Below are 22340 nucleotides of genomic sequence, written 5' to 3'. Positions count from 1 at the left end.
TGCTATCGAGCGGCGCCCCCCAGGGGCCTCCCCGTCCGAAGGTAGGGGAGGGGATCGGCTGCCGCGATGGCATTCAATCACTTACCGGCAGGCGCGCACGACGCCTTGGGACCATTGTCCCGCACGCCAGTGACACACTCGGTTCCAATGGCCAACACTCACCGCCCCGGTCCGCCCACGGCACCCGCCGATCCACGACCCGCTCCCGGCACGGTCCTGGACCGGCTGTCACGGGGGCCTTCCCGGGCTGCGCGCATCACCCATACGGAGCACTTGCCCCCTCGGGAGGGTCGTCATGCGGTCTGGCCGCATCGCATCCGAACGGATGTCGTGGCCGCGATCCGGGACGCGGGGATCGACCATCCGTGGGAACACCAGGCGGCGGCCGCCGAGCACGCCCTGGACGGCGAATCCGTGGTCGTCGCCACCGGAACCGCCTCCGGGAAGTCCCTGGCCTACCTGGCGCCCGTGCTGTCCGCGCTCGCGGACGGCGCCGAAGCGCCCAACGGGCGGGGTGCGACCGCCCTCTACCTGGCTCCGACCAAAGCTCTGGCCGCCGACCAGCTGCGGGCCGTCCGGAAGCTCGCCGCACCGCTGAAGAACGCCGTACGGCCGGCCGTGTACGACGGGGACACCCCCGTCGAGGAACGCGAGTGGGTGCGCCAGTACGCCAACTACGTGCTGACCAACCCCGACATGCTGCACCGGGGGATCCTGCCCTCCCATCCCCGCTGGTCCTCCTTCCTGAAGGCCCTGCGCTACGTCGTCATCGACGAGTGCCACAGCTACCGCGGCGTGTTCGGCTCCCACGTGGCCCAGGTCCTGCGACGGCTGCGCCGGCTGTGCGCCCGATACGGCTCCGAGCCGGTCTTCCTGCTGGCCTCCGCCACCGCCAGCGACCCGGCCGCCGCCGCGTCCCGGCTGACCGGCGTCCCGGTCACCGAGATCACCGACGACGCCTCCCCGCGCGGCGAGGTCGTCTTCGCCCTGTGGGAGCCGCCGCTGACGGAGCTCAAGGGCGAGAAGGGCGCCCCGGTGCGCCGGACGGCCACCGCCGAGACGGCCGACCTGCTGACCGACCTGGTCGTCCAGGGCGTACGGACCGTGGCCTTCGTCCGCTCCCGGCGCGGGGCCGAGCTGATCTCCGTGATCGCCAAGGAACGGCTCGCGGCGGTGGACCGGTCCCTGCCCGGGCGGGTCGCCGCCTACCGGGGCGGCTACTTGCCCGAGGAACGGCGGGCCCTGGAGCGGGCCCTGCACTCCGGGGAACTGCTGGGACTGGCCGCGACCACCGCCCTGGAGCTGGGCGTGGACGTGTCCGGCCTGGACGCCGTGCTGATCACCGGCTACCCGGGCACCCGGGCCTCGCTGTGGCAGCAGGCCGGGCGTGCCGGGCGCTCGGGCCAGGGCGCCCTGGCCGTGCTGATCGCCCGCGACGACCCGCTGGACACCTACCTGGTCCACCACCCCGAGGCCCTGTTCCGCCAGCCGGTGGAAGCCACCGTCCTGGACCCCGACAACCCGTACGTGCTGGCCCCGCACCTGTGCGCGGCCGCCGCCGAGCTGCCCCTGACCGAAGCCGACCTGGACCTCTTCGGCCCCGCGGCCCGCGGCCTCATGCCGCAGCTGGAGGCGGCGAAACTGCTGCGGCGCCGCGCCACGGCCTGGCACTGGACCCGCCGGGAGCGGGCGTCGGACCTGACCGACATCCGCGGCGGCGGGGGCCGCCCGGTGCAGATCGTGGAGGCCTCGACGGGCCGGCTGCTGGGCACCGTCGACGAATCCGCCTCCCACACCGCCGTCCACGACGGCGCCGTCCACCTCCACCAAGGCCGCACCTACCTGGTGAAACACCTGGACCTGGAGGGTTCCGCCGCCCTGGTCGAGGAGGCGAACCCGCCCTTCTCCACCACGGCCCGCGACACCACCTCCATCTCCATCCTGGAGACCGAGACCGAGATCCCCTGGGGCGAGGCCAGGCTCTGCTTCGGCTCCGTCGAGGTCACCAACCAGGTCGTCTCCTACCTGCGCCGCAAACTGATCACCGGCGAGGTGCTCGGCGAGGCCAAGCTCGACCTGCCGCCGCGCACCCTGCGCACCCGGGCCGTGTGGTGGACGGTGACCGAGGACCAGCTGGACGAGGCCCGGATCGGCCCGGAGATCCTCGGCGGCGCCCTGCACGCCGCCGAGCACGCCTCCATCGGCCTGCTCCCGCTGTTCGCCACCTGCGACCGCTGGGACATCGGCGGGGTTTCCATCCCGCTGCATCCGGACACCCTGCTGCCCACGGTCTTCGTGTACGACGGCCACCCGGGCGGCGCCGGCTTCGCGGAACGGGCCTTCCAGACGGCCCAGGCCTGGCTGACCGCCACCCGGGACGCCATTGCCGCCTGCGAGTGCGAGGCGGGCTGCCCCTCCTGCATCCAGTCCCCCAAATGCGGCAACGGCAACGACCCCCTGCACAAGCGCGGCGCCGTACGGCTCCTCACCCGCCTCCTCTCCACGGCTCCCTGACCGCCTCCCCGGCCGGGGAGGCCGGGGAGGCCGGGGAGGCCGGGGAGGCCGGGGAGGCCACCGGCGGCCCCGCCCGGGCCGACACCTCGGAGGTGAAGGATCCGGCCCGGACCCCGGCCCGGACCTCCGCCACCTCGCCGCCCACCCGGCAGGCGGGCAGCACCGCCCCCTGGGCCCCGGCCACCCGCCGGGCCGCCGCACAGGCCCGCTCGGGGCCGTTCGCCCAGCTCGCGGCCGCCGCCAGGGCGGCCAGATCGGCGGCCGCGCCCGCCCGGTGCCGGGCCACGACCGCCTGCCCGAGCAGCAGCACACCCCCGAACACCGCCACCAGCACCGCGGCCACCACGGTGGCCCACACCGTCGCGACGCCCCGGTCCCCCGGGCACCCGCGCAGACCCGGCCCCCGCCCCGGACGCCCGTCCCCGCCCCGGCTCATGGCGGCGGCCCCACGATGTCCTCCGCCAGGGCCACCGCGAGCGCCCCGAGCCGTACCGGCAGCACGGCCGGGCCAGGCGCCGGAGCGGCCACCCGGACCCGCCACAGGTCGCCGGAACGCTCCAGCTGCACCTCCGCCCCCGCCGGGGCGGCCTCCCGGGCCGCCGCGACCGCCACTTCCACGGGCTCGGACCGGGCCGCCGCCCGGGCGCCCGCCCGCGCGGCGTCCACACACCGGATCTGCGCGGCCGCCGCCATCAGCGCCCACACCAGCAGCGCCGCGAACAGCACCAGAGCCGGAATGACCACAGCCGCCTCAGCCGTCACATATCCGCGGTCCTCGAAGACCCGCCGCTTTCGCTCAGAAGGGCACATCGAGCGCCTTGCCGATGGTCGACTGGAGTGCCGCCGAGACGACGTCGCTCGTCACCACCTTGTACAGAACCGCGGCGAACGCACACGCCGCGATCGTGCCCATGGCGTATTCCGAAGTCGACATTCCCGCATCACCCCCACGGCCCTTCAGCACCGCCCGCACCCGAATCCGGATGATCCTCATGACACCCTCCTGTGGGATTACGTTCTTGATCTGATTTCAGCTTTTCGATTCCGCTGCTCCGGCCGATGCGCTTCACCGTTCCGACAGCAGTCCGGAGGCCATTCCGATCACCACCGGCGCCACTCCCACCGCGAGGAACGCGGGCAGGAAACACAGCCCCACCGGGGCGGTGACGAGCACCGCCGCCCGCTGCGCCCGCGCACCCGCCTGCCGGGAGCGGTCCGCCCGCAAGGCCGCCGCGAGACGGGAGACCGGCTCCGCGGCGGGCGCCCCGGTCCGCGCGGCGCGCTCCAGGCACTCCGCCAGCCCCCGAGCACCCGGTATCTCCGCCAACCTCCCCCACGCCGCCCCCGGTTCGCCGCCCAGACGCAGCTCCGCACCCGCGAGCGCCAGCCGCTCGCCCACCGGACCGCCCAGCGACTCCCCGACGACCTCGGCCGCCTCGACCGGTCCCGCGCCCGCCGCGAGACAGGCCGCCAGCAGGTCCGCGGCGAACGGCAACTGCCCCTCCGCCTCCCGCAGGTCCGCACCGGCGGACGGCCGGGCCCGCGCGAGCGCCCACCGCACCGCGAACGCCGCCCCGCACCCGACCAGGACCCCCGCAGTCCCGCCGACCAGCACCCAGCCCGCCAGCAGCGCTCCGGCCGGCCCCGCCCAGGACAGCGCCGCGGCCCGGACGCCCGGCCCCCACACCGGGCCCCGCCGCACCGGCCCGGCCCGGAAGAGGACCGCGGTCCTGCGCCGGACCGCCCGCCTCCCCATCCGTGCCACCACCGCCGAGGCCGGCCACCACACCAGCGCGGCCACGCACAACGCCGTCCCCAGCCTGTGGACCGCGGAACCGTCCATCACCGCTCCCCCGTCCGCACGATCCGCCGGCACCACAGCAGCCCCAGCGCCTCCAGCACCCCGCCGGCCAGCAGGCAGCCCCACCCGACCGGGGAGTGCAACAGCACCTTCAGCGGATCCGCTCCCAGCGCGGTGCCCATCAGCAGCCCCACCAGCGGCAGCAGGGCGAGCACCACCGTCGTGGACCTGGCCCCCGCCAGCTGGGCCCGCAGGGACTCCTCCCGGTCCCGCTCCGCCCGCAACGCCCCTTCCAGCCGGTCGAGGCCGGCCGCCAGGCCCGCTCCCCCGTCCACCGACACCCGCCAGCAGGCCGCCATCCCGGCCAGCCCCCGCGCGCCCGGCTCACGCGCCGCCTGGTGCAGGGCTTCGGCCACGTTCCCGCCGAAGGCCGCGGCGGCCAGCACCCCCGCCTCCGCCGCGCCCGGGCCGCCGGGGCCGGCCGCCGTACGGCGTATCGCCACGGTCAGCGCCCGTCCCGGCTGGGCGCCGGCCCGAAGCTCCCCCACGACGGCCCCGCACAGCGCCACGACCCCCGCGGCACGGGCGGCGCGCGCCCGTTCCCGCTCCCTGGCGCGCAGCCAGCGCCGCAGCAGCGGCACCGAAGCCGCGCCGAGCAGCAGCGGGATCACCGACCCGCCCAGTACGGCGACCACCGTCCCGGCCACCAGGCCGGCCCACTCCCGCCACCCGGCGGCCCGGATCCGCACCGCGGCCGCCAGCCGCCGGCCGGGCGCCGGCCCGCCCGGCACCAGCGGTCCGCCGCCGGCCAGGACCAGCCTGGCCCGCCGGGGCAGCCGCTCACCCCCGGCGAGCCCCCACGCGGCCGCCCCGGCGCACAGCACCCCGGCGAACACGGGCACCGAACCGAGCGGTCCGCTGATCACCGCGCACCTCCCAGCAGCGGGGCGAGCCGCGCCCAGCCCGCCTCCCGCAGGAAGCCGCGCGCTCCCCAGCGCAGGGCGGGCACGGTCACCACCAGCCCGGCTCCGTCCCGCTCCAGTACGTGCACCTCGGCCACCCGCCGCTTCCCGGACCGGTCCCGGACCAGGTGGACCACCAGGGTCAGCGCGGCCGCCAGCTGGCTGTGCAGGGCCGCCCGGTCGAGCCCCGCGGCCGTCCCGAGGGCCTCCAGGCGGGCGGGAACGTGCCCCGCCGCATTGGCGTGGACGGTGCCGCAGCCGCCTTCGTGCCCGGTGTTCAGGGCGGCGAGCAGGTCGGCGACCTCGGCGCCGCGCACCTCCCCGACCACCAGCCGGTCGGGCCTCATCCGCAGGGCCTGGCGGACCAGGTCCGCGAGGGTGACCAGCCCGGCCCCCTCCTGGTTCGCGGGCCGGGTCTCCAGCCGCACCACGTGCGGATGGTCGGGGCGCAGCTCCGCGGAGTCCTCGGCGAGCACGATCCGCTCACCCGGTCCGACCAGCCCCAGCAGGGCACTGAGGAGGGTGGTCTTGCCCGTCCCGGTGCCGCCGGAGACGAGGAACGACAGCCGGGCCTCGACCATCGCCCGCAGGAGCCGGTGTCCGCCCGGCGGCAGGGTCCCGGCGGTGACCAGCTCGTCCAGCGTGAACGCCTTCGGCCGCACCACCCGCAGAGACAGGCACGCCGAGCCGACCGCCACGGGGGGCAGCACGGCGTGCAGCCGGGTGCCGTCCGGCAGGCGGGCGTCCACCCAGGGCCGGGCGTCGTCCAGCCGCCGTCCCGCGACGGCGGCCAGCCGCTGGGCCAGCCTGCGCACGGCCTCGGCGTCGGCGAAGGTCACCGAGGTCAGCTCCAGCCCGCCACCGCGGTCCACCCACACCCGGTCGGGGGCGGCCACCAGCACGTCGGTGACCCCGGGGTCGGCGAGCAGCGGTTCCAGCGGCCCGGCACCCACCAGCTCGGACCGCAATTCGGCGGCCACTCCCAGCACTTCGGCGTCCCCGAGGAGCCGCCCCTGGGCGCGCAGGGCCGCCGCCACCCGGGCGGGCGTGGGCTCCGCCCCGCTCTCGGCGAGGTGCTGGCGCACCGCGTCCAGCAGCACCGCGCTCATGCCGGCACCCCCTGGGCGGAGCCGAGAGCCCGCTGCCAGAAGCCGTCGCAGAAGCGGGCCAGCGTGCCCCGCGCGCCCGGCGGTTCCCCCTCGGCCACCCGCCCCGGAAGCCCCACCTCGACCGGCACCTCGCCGGCCAGCGGCGCCCCCAGCAACCCCGCCACGGCTTCGGCGTCGAGCCCGTCGGGACAGCGGCCCCGCACGACCACGCGGACGTCGCGGGCCACCATGCGCACCCCGGCGGCCACCCGCCCCGCCGCGGCGACCGACCGCAGCTCGCCCGGCACCACCAGCAGCACCAGGTCCAGCTGGGCCAGCACCTCCGCCACGGGCTCGTCCACCCGCCGGGGCAGGTCGACCACCACGACGCCGCCGCGCCTGCGGGCGGCGGCCACGACCGACCGCATCGCGGCGGGCGGTACGACCACCCGCTCCCCGCGGTCCCAGCTCAGCACCCGCAGCGCGTGCAGTTCGGGCAGGGACTCCTCCAGGGCTCCGGCCCCGACCCGGCCGCGCGAGGCGGCGAAGTCGGGCCACCGCAGTCCCTCGGCGCTCTCGCCGCCGAGCAGCACGTCCACGCCGCCGCCGAGCGGGTCGGCGTCGATGAGGATGGTGCGCTCGCCGGCCTTGGCCGCCCGGAGCGCGAGCGCGCAGGCGAGGGTGGACGCCCCGGCCCCGCCGCTGCCGCCGATCACCCCGACGGTCAGGGCGGGCCGCCCGGCGCCTTCCACCACATCGGCGATGCGGTCGACGAGCAGGCTCTCGGCGTCGGGGAGACGCAGGACCTCCTGGGCGCCGATCTCCACCGCCCGCTGCCACACGGAGGGGTCGTCGAGGTCCCGGCCGACGAGGAACACCCCGTCCCGGCGCGGCGCTCCGCGCACCCGGCGGGCGGCGTCGTCGCCGACCAGGACGAGCGGTGCGGAATCCCAGCCAGCACCCGCCACGCCGGCAACACCCCCGTCGCCCCCGGGACCGCCGGCTCCCGTTTGCTCCGGCACCGCATGGTGCACATGCGGCTCGGCGCCCGCAGCGGCGCACAGCCGCAGCAGATCGTCCAGGAGCAGCGGGTCCTCGGTGAGGATCAGCGGCCGCCCGCCTCCAGGCACGACCCCCGCGGCACGGGCGGGCGGTCCTCCTCCACCGGCCACCACGGGTGCCTGCGCTTCACACGACTTCGATCCAGCCACGATCTCCGCCCCCTTCTCACAGCAAATCCACGAGCCGCGGACTTCGCGGCTGGAATCACGGTGGAGGGATCCGGAAAAAGAAGTGGATCTTCCTCGAGAACTGTGGACAAGAAGGCGCCTGTGAATAACTTCGCCACACCATCAGGTGACTTCCGGAGCGCTGTGGAACCACTACGCAGTGTGACGGGTTTGAGGGGGTGAAGGCCTGTGCCAGGCGGGCCCGTTGAGGACGGAGGGCCGGGGAGATGACTACCGAAGGCCGGGCGACGGGACGCGAACCGCGTCCGGACATGCGACGACCCCCGCCGGGGGGGAGAGCGGGGGTCGTCCCCACGGTCCGACTCGGGGGGGGAGGAGCCAGACCGGGTTAGCACGGTCGCGAACGATCCGTGACTTCCATGGTGTACCCGAGAGCCTTCTCAGGCAAACCCACGCGCCACACCTTACGCCGAATGGTGGGCGCATATGCTCGGCTCGTGGAAAATCAGCCCTTGCCGCACTCCTCGCCCAGGACCGCCGCCTTCTTCGACCTGGACAAGACGGTCATTGCGAAGTCGAGCGCTCTGACGTTCAGCAAGTCCTTCTACCGGGGTGGCCTGATCAACCGGCGGGCCGTGCTGCGGACCGCGTACACCCAGTTCATCTTCCTGGCCGGCGGTGCCGACCACGACCAGATGGAGCGGATGCGGGAGTACCTGTCCGCCCTCTGCAAGGGATGGAACGTCCAGCAGGTCCGGGAGATCGTCGCCGAAGCGCTGCACGACCTGATCGACCCGATCATCTACGACGAGGCCGCCTCCCTCATCGAGGCCCATCACACGGCCGGCCGCGATGTGGTGATCGTGTCGAGCTCGGGGGCCGAAGTCGTCGAGCCGATCGGCTCGATGCTCGGCGCGGACCGCGTGGTGGCCACCCGCATGGTGGTCGGCGAGGACGGCTGCTTCACCGGGGAGATCGAGTACTACGCCTACGGCCCCACGAAGGCGGAAGCCGTCCGCGAGCTCGCCGAGTCCGAGGGGTACGACCTCGCGCGCTGCTACGCGTACAGCGACTCGGTCACCGACGTGCCGATGCTGGAGGCCGTGGGGCACCCGCACGCGGTCAATCCCGACCGTGCGCTGCGACGGGAAGCGGTCGCGCGGGAGTGGCCGGTCCTGATGTTCAACAAGCCGGTGCGGCTGAAGCAGCGCCTGCCCGGACTGTCGATGCCGACGCGGCCGGCGCTCGTCGCCGCGGCCGCGATCGGTGCGGCGGCGGCCACGGCCGGGCTGGTCTGGTACGCGAGCCGGCGGCGCGTGGGCGCCTCCCTCGCCTCGGCCTGAATCCCCGCCCCGGCTGCAACCCGGCGGGGCGGGCGAAAGCCTTTCCCACGCGAGGGCCTCACCGCCCTCGCCGGGGCCCTCACCGCCGACCATGGAAACGTCCCGGCCTGGGCCGATATGCAGTGCCCGATCTGCCCTTGTTCGCACCAGAAAGTAAAGAACTCCGGTCAGGGGTTTCGCTCGGCGCCGAAGCGGAGTAGAAAGGAGTCACGGCCCGCGAGACCAAAGAACATCCGAGAGGATCATCTTTAAAACGCAGTAAGGCCCACGGACCGAAGCAGGAACGCCGAGCACCCACGCGACGTCGACCCGTCGATTACGGGCCAGCCGCACCAGGCCACGGGCAAAGTTCCCGGCCTGATGGGCAACTATCGAGGACGCTTGGTAACTGGGCGTGAATGCCAGCGGCGACACCAAAGCAACACGGTGTCGCCGCAACCCTGCGCCCAGCCCGGCTCCCCCGCCCGTCCGGAACCCAGTCGGCCAAACCCGCTGACGCGGGCCGGCCGCCCGGCGCGACCCCGGGCCGGCCGCCCGGCGCGACCCTAGGCCGCGCCCCGCTGGAGCGCCTCGCAGACCGCCGTCGACTCGCGCACGCCGAGCTCGATCGAGCGCCCGCAGTGCGCGATCCACGCCGACATCCCCTCCCGGGTGCCCGAGACGTAGCCCTCGAAGGCCTTCAGGTAGGCCTCGGCCCCCTGCTCCGCGTGGCCGACCTCCGCCGGGCAGATCGCCTTCGGGTCCAGCCCGCTGTTGATCAGCACGATCCGCTCGGCCGCCCGCGCCACCAGCCCGTTGTACGAGGCGAAGGGCCGCAGGGCCAGCAGCTCCCCGTGCACCACCGCGGCCGTCACCAGCGCCGGAGCGGAGCCCCCCGCGATCACCAGCCGGGACAGACCGTCCAGCCGGCCCGCCACCTCCTCGGCATCCGGGAGCGGCAGGACCACCAGGGGCTCGTCCACCGGCTCGCCGGCCAGCCGCGGCCGGCCGACCACGTCATCCTGGCCGTCCGAGCCCGTGGCCCCGCACGCCACCAGGTGCAGGCGCGCCAGCACCCGCAGCGGCGACTGGCGCCAGATGCTCAGCAGTTGCCCGGCCTCGGCCGTCAGGCGCAGTGCGGCGCCCACCGTCCGGGCCTCGTCCTCCGCGCCGAAGTCGGTGCGGCGGCGCACCTCTTCCAGCGCCCAGTCGGCACCCGACAGCGCCGCGCTGCCCCGGGCGCCCCGCAGGGCGGCCTCCGAGGTGATCTCACCGCTGCGCCGGCGCATCACCCGGTGCCCGTAGACCCGGTCCACGGCCTTGCGTACGGAATCCACGGACTCTGGGACTCCCGGGAGGGATCCGAGGGCCGCCAGCGGGTCAGAAGCGCTACTCATAAGTAGGGAGCCTACGCACTGCGCGGCCTCGGCACCGACCCCTCCTTGGAGTGGTCTTCTTCACTCACCTTCACCACTCGTCGCTATCGTGCCGCTACTCTTGGTGAACATGAAGATCGCTTTCGTGGGAAAGGGCGGCAGCGGCAAGACCACGCTGTCGTCCCTCTTCATCCGCCACCTCGTAGCCAATGAAGCGCCCGTCGTCGCGGTGGACGCCGACATCAACCAGCACCTCGGGGCCGCCCTCGGACTCACCGACGAGGAGGCCGCCGCCCTGCCCGCCCTGGGCGCGCACCTGCCCCTGATCAAGGAGTACCTGCGCGGCTCCAACCCCCGGATCGCCTCCGCCGACAACATGATCAAGACCACGCCGCCCGGCGCCGGCTCCCGTCTGCTGCGCATCACCGAGGACAACCCGGTCTACGAGGCCTGCGCGCGTACGGTGCCCCTCGACGACGGGGACTCCGTCCGGCTGATGGCGACGGGCCCCTTCACCGAGTCCGATCTGGGCGTGGCCTGCTACCACTCGAAGGTCGGGGCGGTCGAGCTCTGCCTCAACCACCTGGTCGACGGCCCGGACGAGTACGTCGTCGTCGACATGACGGCCGGCTCGGACTCCTTCGCGTCCGGCATGTTCACCCGCTTCGACGTGACCTTCCTCGTCGCGGAGCCGACCCGCAAGGGCGTCTCGGTCTACCGCCAGTACAAGGAGTACGCCCGCGACTTCGGGGTGGTGCTGAAGGTGGTCGGGAACAAGGTGCAGGGTCCGGAGGACATCGAGTTCCTCCAGGACGAGGTCGGTGAGGACCTGCTCGTCACCTTCGGGCACTCCGACTGGGTGCGGGCGATGGAGCGGGGCCGCCCGGCCGGGTTCGACCTGCTGGAGGCCGGCAACCGGCTCGCGCTCCAGGCGCTCCAGGACGCGGCGGAGGACTCCTACGCCGCCCGCGACTGGGGCCGGTACACCGAGCAGATGGTGCACTTCCACCTGCGCAACGCCGAGAGCTGGGGGAACGCCAAGACCGGGGTCGACCTGGCGGCCCAGATCGACCCCGGCTTCGTCCTCCACGAGGCCCTGGTCAGCCCTCGTCCTGCTCCGCTGCCCGCTCCTCAGCCGGCTTGACCTTGTCCGTGCCCGGCGGGGCGGCCGGAGCCGCCGGCGGCCCCGCGGTGAGGAACTTCGTCCAGCCCTCCTTCGGCGCTTCGCCGACGTCGAGGGTGCGCAACCACTCCAGCGTCTTCGGGTCCTGGGCGTCCAGCCAGTCGGCCAGTTCACGGAAGGGCACGCACCGCACCTCCGGCTTGGTGCACATGTGCTTGATGGACTCCTCGACGGCCCGCATGTAGGTGCCGCCGTTCCAGGACTCGAAGTGGTTGCCGATGATCAGCGGGGCGCGGTTCCCCTGGTAGGCGCGGTCGAAGGCCTGCCGCAGTCCGTCGCGCATCTGGTCGCCCCAGTACCGGTGCTGCGACGGGTCGCCCTGGGTCGTCGTACCGGACTGGTTGACCATGTAGTTGTAGTCCATGCTCAGCGTGTCGAAGGCACGGCCCGGCATGGGCACCAGCTGGAGCGGCAGGTCCCAAAGTCCGTCCGTCTTCTTGGGCCAGATCTGCTTGCTGATGCCGCTGGAGTCGTAGCGGAACCCCATGTCCTTGGCCGCCAGCATGAAGTTCTTCTGGCCTTCCAGGCAGGGGGTGCGGGCGCCGATCAGCTCCTTGTCGTAGTCGAAGGGGAGCGGGGCCATGTCCTTCAGGCCCGCGTTCGTCTTCCAGTTCTTGACGAACGACTTCGCCTGGCTGATCTCGCTCTTCCACTCCGCCACGGACCAGGTGCCGACGCCGCCGTCGGGACCGCAGAAGTGGCCGTTGAAGTGGGTGCCGATCTCGTTGCCCTCCAGCCAGGCCGCGCGGATCTGGGTGGCGGTGTCCTTGATGCCCTGGAGGTCTCCGAAGCCGATGTCGGAGAGGCCCGCCGCGTGCTGCGGCGCCGTATAGAGGGAACGTTTCTCCTCCGGCAGCAGGTAGACACCGCTGAGGAAGTAGGTCATCCGGGCGTTGTACTGCTTGCCCACCTCGCGGAAATGCGAGAACAGCTTCTGGCTGTCTTCGCCCGCGCCGTCCCACGAGAACACCACGAACTGCGGCGGCTTCTCGCCGGGCTTCAGCTTCTGCGGCGCCCGCACGTTCGGCTGCGCGCCGGTGTAGGCCGTCGAGCCGTCCCCGATCAGGCGGTTGAGGCTGCCGGGAGCGTGCGGGGCGGCGGGGCCCTTGCGCGCACCCCGGCCGGACGCCCCGGGCTCGGCGGAGCCGGAACCGCTGCACCCCGCGGCGCACAGGACCAGTGCCGTGGCGACGAGGCCGCCGGCGATCTTCTTCGTGGCGGTGCTCATCCGCACACCTCTCCCTCGCAGTTCCATCGCAGGACTTCCGCGAGGCAACGTCCCATGCGGTCCCCAAAGAAGAAGACGCGACAAGCCCGACAAAATGCTTATTCATCCCTTAGCGCTAATTCCTGGGCTATTTGCCTGTATTGTCCACCACGGCTCTTTACTCTCCATTACCGTTCATTTACCGAGTGTTGAGACTCCCGCCGCTTCATCCCTCCTCAGAGGAGACGGGACCCATGACAGCCACGACGCCAGCTCCAGCCCCAGCCCCAGCCCCGACCACCCCGCAGGCGCGCGGTCCCCTCAAGGACCTTCCCGCCGACCTGTCCGCATCCATCGCCGTCTTCCTGATCGCCCTGCCTCTCTCCCTCGGCATCGCGCTGGCCACCGGCGCCCCGCTCCAGGCGGGGCTGGTGGCCGCGGCCGTGGGCGGGATCGTGGCCAGCCGGTTCGGCGGAGCCCCCCTCCAGGTGAGCGGACCGGCCGCCGGACTCACCGTGGTGACCGCCGAATTGATCCAGCGCTACGGCTGGCGCACCACCTGTGCCATCACCGTGCTCGCCGGCGTCTGCCAGCTCGGGCTCGCGCTCCTGCGCACCGCCCGGTCGGCCCTCATGGTGAGTCCGGCGATCGTGCACGGCATGCTCGCCGGAATCGGCGTGACCATCGCGCTGGCCCAGCTGCACATCGTGCTCGGCGGCAGCCCGCAGAGCTCCGCCGTGGCCAATGTTCTCGGTCTTCCCGCCCAGTTGGCCGATCCGCATCCGGCGGCGCTCGCGGTGAGCGCCCTGACGATCTGCGTGCTGCTGGGCTGGAGCCGGCTGCCCGGGCGGGCCGGGCGCGCCCTGCGCAAGGTGCCCGCCGCGCTCGCGGCCGTTGCCTCCGCCACCGCCTTCGCGACGCTGGCCGGGCTCTCCCTGCCCCGGGTGGACCTGCCGTCCTGGCGCAGCCACGCGCTGCCCGAGCTGCCGGAGGGGCCGGTCCTCGGACTGATCGCCGCCGTCCTGACCATCACCCTGGTCGGCAGCGTGGAGTCCCTGCTGTCCTCGGTCGCCACCGACAAGCTGATCGCCTCCGAGCGCGGTACGGACAACCGTCCGCCCCGCGCCGACCTCGACCGCGAGCTGCGCGGCCAGGGCGCGGCGAACATCGTCTCCGGGCTGCTGGGCGGACTGCCCATCACGGGCGTGGCCGTGCGCAGCGTGGCCAATGTCAAGTCCGGTGCCGTCAGCCGAAAATCAGCCATGTTCCACGGGCTGTGGGTGGTGCTCGCGGCCGGGCTGCTCGTACCCGTCCTGGACCTCATCCCGCTCGCGGCGCTGGCCGCCCTGGTGATGGCCGTCGGCGTGCAGATGGTCAGCATCACCCACCTGCGTACGGTCAACCGGCACCGCGAGGTCCTGGTCTACGCGACGACCATCGCGGCCGTGGTGCTGGGCGGGGTACTGGAGGGCGTGGCCGTGGGGATCGCGGTCGCCGTCGCCCTGGCCCTGCACCGGCTGGCCCGGACCCGGATCACGCTGGCGCAGCTGGACGGCGGACACCACGTCTGCGCCCGCGGCCAGCTGACCTTCCTGGCCGTACCCAGGCTGAGCCGCGTGCTGAGCCAGATCCCGCACGGCGGGCACGTGGTGCTCGAGCTGGACGGCTCGTTCATGGACCACGCCGCCTACGAGACCCTGCACGACTGGCAGAACTCCCACCGGGCACACGGCGGATCGCTGGAACTCACCGGACGCGGCGGGCGAGCGCTCGCGGGCACGGGTCCGGGGGAGGGCACGGAAGGGGACCCGGTCTCCAGCCCCGTCCCCCTCCTCTCCGGTGCGGGCGGCGGAGGCGGGCACCACCGGAGCGACTCCGGGCGCGCGGCGCACCAGTGCTGCCGCCCCTGGACGCCCTGGCAGAACCACTGCGACCACCGCGCGGCGCATGCCGCCGGCCCGTCGGCCGGCCACGGTGACGCGGCCCACCCCGGCGGCACGGGCGGACGTACGAGCGCCGGGGCCGCCGGGGCCGCCGGGGCGGCCGGCGCGGCGGTGGCGCCCCGGGGGCGCGGCGCCGGCCAACTGGCCAGTGGGATCAGCACCTTCCAGCGGGACACCGCCCCGCACGTCCGCGACGAGCTGGCACGGCTGGCCCGTGAGGGGCAGCGGCCCTCCCAGCTCTTCCTGACCTGCGCGGACTCCCGGCTGGTCACCAGCATGATCACGGGAAGCGGGCCGGGTGACCTGTTCACCGTCCGGAACGTGGGCAACCTGGTCCCGCTGCCCGGCGCCGAGGCCACCGACGATTCGGTCGCCGCGGCCATCGAGTACGCCGTGGACGTGCTCGAGGTCGCCAGCATCACGGTCTGCGGGCACTCGGGCTGCGGGGCCATGCAAGCCCTGCTGAACTCCCACCCGGAAGCCCCGATGACCCCCCTGATGCGCTGGCTGCGGCACGGCCGCCCCAGCCTGGAGCGGATGGGCAGCCGGCACCACCCCTGGGCCCGGATCTCCGGGCGGCTCCCGGCGGACGCCGTGGAACAGCTCTGCCTGACCAACGTGGTGCAGCAGCTGGAACACCTGCGGGCGCACGAGTCGGTGGCCCGCCGGCTCGCCGAGGGGACGCTGGAGCTGCACGGGATGTACTTCCACGTGGGTGAGGCGCAGGCCTACCTGCTGTCCGAGGGAGAGGACTTCTTCGACTGTCGGGTTTTCGACAGCGTCGGCCAGAACGCTTGATCCACGACCCGCTTGAACCGATACCCTCCCGTATCCGTGCAAGCTGACGGCCCCTTCCCGCACCCGCGGCGGGAAGGGGCCGTTCGTTCGCATGCGGCGGACGTACGGCGGACGCCCCCAGTCGTGATATAGGTCTAAACCAATTTTCGGCTACCCCTTGTCACCTGGACATCCGACTGATGAGCTATGCCCGGAGACACAGCTATGCCCGGGGACAACGAGAACTCTGGGAAAGGGAGATGTCGTGAGCACTGACAGCCTGGCCAATCTGCTCAAGGAGGAGCGGCGGTTCGCCCCGCCCGCCGATCTGGCCGCCGCCGCCAACGTGACCGAGGCCGCGTACGCACAGGCCGACGCGGACCGGCTGGGCTTCTGGGCCGAACAGGCACGCCGGCTGAGCTGGGACACCGAGCCCACCCATACGCTCGACTGGAGCAACCCGCCCTTCGCCAAGTGGTTCGCCGACGGCAAGCTGAACGTCGCGTACAACTGCGTGGACCGGCACGTGGAGGCCGGCAACGGCGACCGCGTCGCCATCCACTTCGAGGGCGAGCCCGGCGACAGCCGCTCGATCACCTACGCCCAGCTCAAGGACGAGGTCTCGCAGGCCGCCAACGCCCTCACCGAGCTCGGTGTCCGGGCGGGCGACCGCGTCGCCGTCTACCTGCCGATGATCCCCGAGGCGGTCGTCGCGATGCTCGCGTGCGCCCGGGTCGGCGCCGCCCACTCCGTGGTCTTCGGCGGCTTCTCCGCCGACGCCGTCGCCTCCCGCATCCAGGACGCCGACGCCAAGCTGGTGATCACCGCCGACGGCGGCTACCGCCGCGGCAAGCCCGGCGCGCTCAAGCCTGCCATCGACGAGGCCGTCGGCAAGTGCCCGCAGGTCGAGCACGTCCTCGTCGTACGCCGCACCGGCCAGGACACCGCCTTCACCGAGGGCCGGGACGTGTGGTGGCACGAGTTGGTCGGCCGCCAGTCCACGGAGCACACCCCGCAGGCCTTCGACGCCGAGCACCCGCTCTTCATCCTGTACACCTCGGGCACCACGGGGAAGCCGAAGGGCATCCTGCACACCTCGGGCGGCTACCTCACCCAGGCCTCGTACACCCACCACGCCGTGTTCGACCTCAAGCCGGAGACCGACGTCTACTGGTGCACGGCCGACATCGGCTGGGTGACCGGGCACTCCTACATCGTCTACGGGCCGCTCGCCAACGGCGCCACCCAGGTGATGTACGAGGGCACGCCCGACACCCCGCACCAGGGCCGGTTCTGGGAGGTGGTGCAGAAGTACGGCGTCACCATCCTCTACACCGCGCCCACCGCGATCCGTACGTTCATGAAGTGGGGCGACGACATCCCCGCGAAGTTCGACCTGTCCAGCCTGCGCGTGCTGGGTTCGGTCGGCGAGCCGATCAACCCCGAGGCCTGGATCTGGTACCGCAAGCACATCGGCGGCGACCGCTGCCCGATCGTCGACACCTGGTGGCAGACCGAGACCGGCGCCATGATGATCTCCCCGCTCCCGGGCGTCACCGCGACCAAGCCCGGCTCGGCACAGCGCGCCCTGCCCGGAATCTCGGCCACCGTCGTGGACGACGAGGCGAACGAGGTCCCGAACGGCGGGGGCGGCTACCTGGTCCTCACCGAGCCGTGGCCGTCGATGCTGCGCACCATCTGGGGTGACGACCAGCGGTTCATCGACACCTACTGGTCGCGCTTCGAGGGCAAGTACTTCGCGGGGGACGGCGCCAAGAAGGACGACGACGGCGACATCTGGCTCCTCGGCCGGGTCGACGACGTCATGCTGGTCTCCGGCCACAACATCTCCACCACGGAGGTGGAGTCGGCGCTCGTCTCGCACCCCTCGGTCGCCGAGGCGGCGGTGGTCGGCGCGGCCGACGAGACCACGGGACAGGCGATCGTGGCCTTCGTGATCCTGCGCGGCAGCGCCTCGGAGACGGAGGGCCTGGTCGCGGAGCTGCGCAACCACGTCGGTGCCACCCTCGGCCCCATCGCGAAGCCGAAGCGCATCCTGCCGGTGGCCGAGCTGCCGAAGACGCGCTCGGGCAAGATCATGCGCCGCCTGCTGCGCGACGTGGCGGAGAACCGCGCGGTCGGCGACGTCACCACGTTGGCCGATTCCTCGGTGATGGACCTGATTCAGACGAAGCTGCCCAGCAGCTCCGACGAGGACTGAGACCGAAAAGCCACGGCCTGAGGAGGGCGTCCGGCACGCAGCGCGCCGGACGCCCTCCGTCCGTTCACGATGAAGATCATCTGGTACGACCGGGCACACCCTGTAAAATCAAAGAAACGTCAAGGACTGACGTACGAAAGTCCCCAGGGTGCGCCGGGAAGTCTGGTCGGCAACTGCACAGCCATGCCGTCGACCACCCGGAGGTTCTCCACCGTGGCCAGCCCCACGCACACGCCCGGCCCCGACCGCCGGAACAAGCTCCTCGGCCGTCTCTCGCTGCCCGAGCGCCGTTACATCGCGAACGCTCTGCGCACGGAAACCGTCGGCGGCGTCCTCCTGTTGGTGGCCGCGATCGCCGCCCTCACGTGGGCGAACATCCCCGCACTGGCGGAGAGCTTCGACCGCGTCCGGTCCTTCCACATCGGCCCCGCCTCCCTCGGCCTGGACCTCTCGCTCCAGCACTGGGCCGCCGACGGCCTGCTCGCCGTCTTCTTCTTCGTCGCCGGTATCGAACTCAAACGCGAACTCGTCGCGGGCGACCTGCGCGACCCCAAGGCGGCAGCCCTCCCGGTGATCGCCGCCCTGTGCGGCATGGCGGTGCCCGCGCTCGTCTACCTGCTGGTCAACACCCTGGGGGACGGATCGGGCGCCGGCTGGGCCGTCCCGACCGCCACCGACATCGCCTTCGCCCTCGCCGTCCTCGCGGTCATCGGCACCTCGCTGCCCTCCGCGCTGCGCGCCTTCCTGCTGACCCTGGCCGTCGTCGACGACCTGTTCGCCATCCTGATCATCGCGGTGTTCTTCACCAGCGACCTCGACTTCGCCGCGCTCGGCGGCGCCGTCGCGGGCCTGGTCCTCTTCTGGTTCCTGCTGCGCGCCGGCGTCCGCGGCTGGTACGTCTACGTCCCGCTCGCCCTGGTCATCTGGGGCCTGATGTACAACAGCGGCGTCCACGCCACCATCGCCGGCGTGGCCATGGGCCTGATGCTCCGCTGCACCCGCAAGGAAGGCGAACAGCACTCCCCCGGCGAGCACATCGAACACCTGGTGCGCCCCCTGTCGGCCGGACTGGCGGTGCCGCTCTTCGCCCTCTTCTCCGCCGGCGTCTCCCTTTCGGACGAATCGATCGCTCAGGTCTTCACCCGCCCCGAGACCCTCGGCGTGGTGCTCGGCCTCGTCGTCGGAAAGACGGTCGGCATCTTCGGCGGCACCTGGCTGGCCGCCCGCTTCACCAGGGCCGAGCTGAACGAGGACCTCGCCTGGCCCGACGTACTAGCCGTGGCCTCGCTGGCCGGCATCGGCTTCACCGTCTCCCTGCTGATCGGCGAACTCGCCTTCGCCGGGGACGAGGTCCTCACCGACGAGGTCAAGGCCGCCGTACTCATCGGCTCCCTCATCGCGGCGATCGTCGCGAGCGCCATGCTCAAGCTGCGCAACCGCAAGTACCGGGCGCTGACCGAGGCCGAGGAGCGCGACGACGACCTCGACGGGATCCCGGACATCTACGAGCAGGACAACCCGGAATACCACCTGCGCATGGCGAGGATCCACGAGGAGAAGGCCGCCGAACACCGCCGCATGGCCGAAGCCGCGGGTCTCGGGCGGGCCGCGGCGTCGGACACGGCCGGAGGCGAAGCGGCGGGCGGGTCCAGCACCCGCGCCAACCGTCCGGCATGATCTGAGGGGACGACGGAGGACAGCCGCCGGCGGACGACGACAGAGGGAGACAGGGATGAGCGCAGTGGAGGACCAAGGGGCTCCGGGAGCGGAGCGCACACTCGGCCAGCTGGTCGCCTCGGCCACCGCCGAGATGTCCGCCCTGGTGCACGACGAGATCGCCCTCGCGAAGGTCGAGATCAAGCAGGACGTCAAGCGTGCGGGCATCGGCAGCGGCGCCGCGATCGCGGCCGGCGTGCTCGTGCTCTTCTCCCTCCCCGTACTGAGTTTCGCCGCGGCCTACGGCATCCACAATCTGGGTCTCGGGCTGGCCTGGTCCTTCCTCATCGTCGGCGGCGCGTTCTGGCTGCTGGCGGGGCTGATCGGACTCCTGGCGGTGGCCAAGTTCAAGAAGATCAAGCCGCCGGTGAAGACCATGGACTCGGTCAAGCAGACCGCCGCGCTCGTCGGAACCGTCAAGCCGCATCCCCGCGCGGTGAGTGACCAGGCTGTGGGTGTGGCACGCTCGTCCTCATGACAGCGCCCTCGGCCGACTCCGGTACTCCGCCCACCGCCGCCACGGCGGTACGGCTCGACCTCCCCGGCGGGAGGACGGTGACGCACCGGGACGTCGCCGCCAACGGCGCCCGCTTCCACGTCGCGGAGGCCGGCGACGGACCACTGGTGCTGCTGCTGCACGGGTTCCCGCAGTTCTGGTGGACGTGGCGGCACCAGCTGGCCGCCCTCGCGGACGCCGGATACCGCGCGGTGGCCATGGACCTGCGCGGGGTGGGCGGCAGCGACCGCACTCCCCGCGGCTACGACCCGGCGAACCTGGCGCTCGACATCACCGGGGTCGTACGGTCCCTCGGCGAGCCGGACGCGGCCCTCGTCGGACACGACCTGGGCGGCTATCTCGCCTGGACGGCGGCCGTGATGCGGCCGAAGCTGGTGCGCCGGCTGGTCGTCTCCTCCATGCCGCACCCGCGCCGCTGGCGCTCGGCGATGATGGCCGACTTCGGCCAGACCCGGGCGAGTTCGCACATCTGGGGGTTCCAGCGGCCGTTCATCCCGGAGCGGCAGCTGGTCGCCGACGACGGCGCCCTCGTGGCCGAGCTGATCCGGGACTGGTCCGGGCCGCTGCTCCCGGAGGACGCCGATCTGGACGTGTACCGGCGCGCGATGTGCATCCCGTCCACCGCGCACTGCTCGATCGAGCCCTACCGCTGGATGATGCGGTCGATGGCACGCCCGGACGGACTCCAGTTCTACCGGCGGATGAAGCGGCCCGTACGGGTGCCGACGCTGCACCTGCACGGCTCGCTGGACCCGGTGATGCGCACGCGCAGCGCGGCCGGTTCCGGGGAGTACGTCGAAGCCCCGTACCGCTGGCGGCTCTTCGACGGCCTGGGGCACTTCCCGCACGAGGAGGACCCGGACGGCTTCACCACCGAGCTGCTGAACTGGCTCAAGGACCCCGAGCCCGACCGCTGACGGGCCGCCGGCGGGGCCTGACGCATCGGCAGCCGGCCGCGTACGACAGTCTTACGGTCATTCAATTGCCCGGCGCATAGGCCAATTGGCCGCCTCGGACGGGGTTACGGACCTTGGAGCCCGGGCACAGCTCGTTGTATGAGCTGGACGCACGACCACGGTGACACCGCACGCGAACGCCGCTCGGCCACAGCGCCGGGCACGCACGACAGGACCGGCCGGGACGGCCAGGACCCCCGGCTCGGGATCCCGCGCATCCTGCGCCGCCGCGCCCGCTGGGTCTCGGCCCGGCTGCGCCATCCCCGCATGTAGGACGCACACGCGGGACGGGCACCCGGGGACGCGCGCGTGGGGATCACGGATCCCGGAGCGGCGCCCCCGGCCCCGTACGGGTCAGAGGGCGCAGCCCTGGGTGTCGACGCGGCGCTCGGCGGTCTTCCCGATGCGGATGTCCTCGCGGATCTCGTCCGCGGTCAGGGCGTAGCCGGTGTTCGGGTCGTCGAGCGACTTCGCGAAGACGACCCCGTAGACCCGGCCTTCGGGCGTCAGCAGCGGGCCGCCGGAGTTGCCCTGGCGGACGGTCGCGTACAGCGAGTACACGTCGCGGCGGACGGTGCCCCGGTGGTAGATGTCCGGGCCGTTGGCGTTGATCCGGCCGCGCACGCGGGCCGCGCGGACGTCGTAGGCGCCGTTCTCCGGGAAGCCCGCGACGATCGCGTCGCTGCTGCTCGTCGCGTCCTTGTCGGTGAACTCCAGTGCCGGGGCCTTGAGCTTGGGCACGTCCAGGACGGCGATGTCGCGCTCCCAGTCGTAGAGCACGACCTTGCCGTCGTAGAGCTTGCCCTCGCCGCCGATCTGCACGGTCGGCTCCACGACCCCGCCGACGACATGGGCGTTGGTCATCACCTTGCCGGGGGCGAAGACGAAGCCGGTGCCCTCCAGGACCTTGCTGCAGCTGGGTGCGGTGCCGACGACCTTCACGATGGAGAGCTTGGCCTGCTGGGGGACCCCGCTGCGGGCGAGCGCCGGGTCGGGCGCCTTCACCTCGGTGATCGGCTCGTTCGAGAACGGGCTGAACACCTGCGGGAAGCCGTTGCGGGCGAGCGTGGAGGTGAAGTCGGAGAACCAGGTGTTCGCCTGCTCGGGCAGCACGCGCGACACCCCGAGGAGCACCTTGGAGTTGCGGACCTCCTTGCCCAGGGTGGGCAACGAGGTCCCGGCCAGCGCGGAGCCGATCAGCCAGGCCACGAGCAGCATGGCGACGACGTTGACCAGGGCGCCGCCGGTGGCGTCCAGCGCGCGGGCGGGCGACCAGGTGATGTGGCGTCTGAGCCGGCTGCCCAGATGGGTGGTGAGCGCCTGGCCGATGGAGGCGCAGATGATGATCACGACGACGGCGATCACCACGACGGTGGTGGACACCTGGGTGCCGTTGTCGGTCACCCGGTCCCAGATCAGGGGCAACAGGGACACGGCGATGAGACCACCGCCGAGGAAGCCGATCACCGACAGGACGCCGACGACGAACCCCTGGCGGTAGCCCACGATCGCGAACCACACGGCGGCGACCAGCAACAGGATGTCCAGCACGTTCACGAGGGTCACC

General features: G+C 72.7%; 19 protein-coding genes. 9 read left to right on the top strand and 10 right to left on the bottom strand.

The genetic code is table 11. From position 1 onward, the window contains the following. Positions 1-66: 66 nt before the first annotated feature. Positions 67-2514 carry a DEAD/DEAH box helicase gene (locus ACFY7H_RS05710; RefSeq protein ID WP_388933511.1) on the top strand — a complete coding sequence of 816 codons (2448 nt, stop codon included), beginning with the start codon at positions 67-69 and terminating at the stop codon, positions 2512-2514. On the opposite strand, the gene ACFY7H_RS05705 is transcribed toward ACFY7H_RS05710, so the two are convergent. The 7 genes from ACFY7H_RS05705 to ssd form a co-directional block, all read right to left on the bottom strand. Next, positions 2486-2950, bottom strand: a complete 465-nt coding sequence (locus ACFY7H_RS05705; protein WP_388933508.1) for an Rv3654c family TadE-like protein — start codon at positions 2948-2950, stop codon at positions 2486-2488. The two genes, ACFY7H_RS05710 and ACFY7H_RS05705, sit on opposite strands and share 29 nt — an antisense overlap. After that, complete coding sequence (locus ACFY7H_RS05700) at positions 2947-3276, bottom strand: TadE family type IV pilus minor pilin (protein ID WP_388933505.1); 330 nt, start codon at positions 3274-3276, stop codon at positions 2947-2949. The genes ACFY7H_RS05705 and ACFY7H_RS05700 overlap by 4 nt, the downstream gene beginning before the upstream one ends. A gap of 34 nt (positions 3277-3310) precedes the next feature. Continuing rightward, the gene (locus ACFY7H_RS05695; RefSeq protein WP_388933502.1) at positions 3311-3508 is read right to left on the bottom strand and encodes a DUF4244 domain-containing protein; all 198 of its coding nucleotides are present in this window, start codon (positions 3506-3508) and stop codon (positions 3311-3313) included. Between the two features lie 72 nt (positions 3509-3580). Then, complete coding sequence (locus ACFY7H_RS05690; RefSeq protein ID WP_388933500.1) at positions 3581-4357, bottom strand: type II secretion system F family protein; 777 nt, start codon at positions 4355-4357, stop codon at positions 3581-3583. Beyond that, the gene (locus ACFY7H_RS05685) at positions 4357-5241 is read right to left on the bottom strand and encodes a type II secretion system F family protein (protein WP_388933497.1); all 885 of its coding nucleotides are present in this window, start codon (positions 5239-5241) and stop codon (positions 4357-4359) included. The genes ACFY7H_RS05690 and ACFY7H_RS05685 overlap by 1 nt, the downstream gene beginning before the upstream one ends. After that, positions 5238-6386, bottom strand: coding sequence for a TadA family conjugal transfer-associated ATPase (locus ACFY7H_RS05680; RefSeq protein WP_388933494.1), 1149 nt, complete (start codon positions 6384-6386; stop codon positions 5238-5240). Before ACFY7H_RS05680 ends, ACFY7H_RS05685 begins: the two co-directional genes overlap by 4 nt. Next, the gene (ssd, locus tag ACFY7H_RS05675) at positions 6383-7495 is read right to left on the bottom strand and encodes a septum site-determining protein Ssd (protein ID WP_388933491.1); all 1113 of its coding nucleotides are present in this window, start codon (positions 7493-7495) and stop codon (positions 6383-6385) included. The genes ACFY7H_RS05680 and ssd overlap by 4 nt, the downstream gene beginning before the upstream one ends. 533 nt (positions 7496-8028) lie before the next feature. On the opposite strand from ssd, the gene ACFY7H_RS05670 reads away from it, so the two are divergent. Next, positions 8029-8898 carry an HAD family hydrolase gene (locus ACFY7H_RS05670; protein WP_388933488.1) on the top strand — a complete coding sequence of 290 codons (870 nt, stop codon included), beginning with the start codon at positions 8029-8031 and terminating at the stop codon, positions 8896-8898. Between the two features lie 545 nt (positions 8899-9443). Here ACFY7H_RS05670 and ACFY7H_RS05665 read toward each other — a convergent pair. Further along, a complete protein-coding gene (locus tag ACFY7H_RS05665) occupies positions 9444-10274 on the bottom strand; it encodes an oxidoreductase (protein ID WP_388933485.1) in 831 nt (276 codons plus the stop codon). 109 nt (positions 10275-10383) lie between these two features. Between ACFY7H_RS05665 and ACFY7H_RS05660 the strand changes: the two genes are divergently transcribed. Continuing rightward, positions 10384-11397 (top strand): ATP-binding protein, encoded by a 1014-nt coding sequence (locus tag ACFY7H_RS05660; protein WP_388933482.1) that lies wholly within the window; start codon positions 10384-10386, stop codon positions 11395-11397. Here the strand turns inward: ACFY7H_RS05660 and ACFY7H_RS05655 are convergent. Further along, positions 11354-12664, bottom strand: a complete 1311-nt coding sequence (locus ACFY7H_RS05655) for a hypothetical protein (protein ID WP_388933479.1) — start codon at positions 12662-12664, stop codon at positions 11354-11356. The genes ACFY7H_RS05660 and ACFY7H_RS05655 overlap by 44 nt on opposite strands. A gap of 233 nt (positions 12665-12897) precedes the next feature. On the opposite strand from ACFY7H_RS05655, the gene ACFY7H_RS05650 reads away from it, so the two are divergent. The 6 genes from ACFY7H_RS05650 (at position 12898) to ACFY7H_RS05625 (ending at position 21046) form a co-directional block, all read left to right on the top strand. Then, positions 12898-15384, top strand: a complete 2487-nt coding sequence (locus tag ACFY7H_RS05650) for a SulP family inorganic anion transporter (protein ID WP_388933477.1) — start codon at positions 12898-12900, stop codon at positions 15382-15384. 244 nt (positions 15385-15628) lie between these two features. Continuing rightward, positions 15629-17584, top strand: coding sequence for an acetate--CoA ligase (acs, locus tag ACFY7H_RS05645; RefSeq protein ID WP_388933474.1), 1956 nt, complete (start codon positions 15629-15631; stop codon positions 17582-17584). Between the two features lie 183 nt (positions 17585-17767). Then, positions 17768-19261: a Na+/H+ antiporter NhaA gene (nhaA, locus tag ACFY7H_RS05640; protein ID WP_388933471.1), complete on the top strand. Its 1494-nt coding sequence runs from the start codon at positions 17768-17770 to the stop codon at positions 19259-19261. Between the two features lie 55 nt (positions 19262-19316). After that, complete coding sequence (locus ACFY7H_RS05635) at positions 19317-19778, top strand: phage holin family protein (protein WP_388933468.1); 462 nt, start codon at positions 19317-19319, stop codon at positions 19776-19778. Continuing rightward, positions 19775-20734 carry an alpha/beta fold hydrolase gene (locus tag ACFY7H_RS05630; protein ID WP_388933466.1) on the top strand — a complete coding sequence of 320 codons (960 nt, stop codon included), beginning with the start codon at positions 19775-19777 and terminating at the stop codon, positions 20732-20734. Before ACFY7H_RS05635 ends, ACFY7H_RS05630 begins: the two co-directional genes overlap by 4 nt. A gap of 138 nt (positions 20735-20872) precedes the next feature. Further along, entirely contained in the window at positions 20873-21046 is a 174-nt protein-coding gene (locus ACFY7H_RS05625) for a hypothetical protein (RefSeq protein ID WP_388933463.1), read from the top strand. A gap of 81 nt (positions 21047-21127) precedes the next feature. On the opposite strand, the gene ACFY7H_RS05620 is transcribed toward ACFY7H_RS05625, so the two are convergent. Beyond that, entirely contained in the window at positions 21128-22330 is a 1203-nt protein-coding gene (locus ACFY7H_RS05620; protein WP_388933729.1) for a MarP family serine protease, read from the bottom strand. Positions 22331-22340 lie beyond the last annotated feature (10 nt).

Source organism: Streptomyces sp. NPDC012794, assembly GCF_042901085.1.
GTDB lineage: Bacteria > Actinomycetota > Actinomycetes > Streptomycetales > Streptomycetaceae > Streptomyces.
Note: the sequence above shows the minus strand (reverse complement) of the source record. Positions and strands in the feature narration are given on the sequence as shown.